Source organism: Mariprofundus erugo (assembly GCF_005818865.1).
GTDB classification, from domain to species: Bacteria; Pseudomonadota; Zetaproteobacteria; order Mariprofundales; family Mariprofundaceae; genus Mariprofundus; species Mariprofundus erugo.
Window position 1 is genome coordinate 1 of the sequence record NZ_VBRY01000032.1, and the last position, 450, is coordinate 450.

1 protein-coding gene is annotated in these 450 nt (G+C 38.2%); it reads right to left on the reverse strand.

The window, feature by feature from the left end:
* The coding region (locus FEF65_RS13270) for a M23 family metallopeptidase (RefSeq protein ID WP_138240298.1) at nucleotides 1–450 on the reverse strand (450 nt) is incomplete at both ends.

Here is a 450-nt window from a genome sequence, read left to right on the forward strand (position 1 = left end):
GGCTTGGGAGGGTGCAAAAGAAGTTCGACGAGTTTTAGATACCGTTGCTGGAGTCGATTTCATTTTCAAAGGATTAATTGCAAGGCCATTTCTATAAACGCGAAAATCAAGGTGTGGTCCGGTAGCTAGACCTGTAGCTCCAACATAACCCACTAAATCACCTTGTTTTAATCGCTGACCAACATGAATACCCTTTGCAAAGCCTTTCAAGTGCATATATACTGTAGTATAATTGGCATTGTGCTTTACTTTAATATAATTTCCTCCTCCTCTTTTCTGATAGCCTTTTTTTATAACAGTTCCATCACCAATTGTATAAACTGGAGTTCCACTTGGAGCCGCATAGTCAATCCCATGATGAGGGCGATACTTTTTTAAAACTGGATGAAATCTATTATTACTAAAACCCGAACTAATACGACTGTATCTAAGAGGAGCTTTTAAAAATGT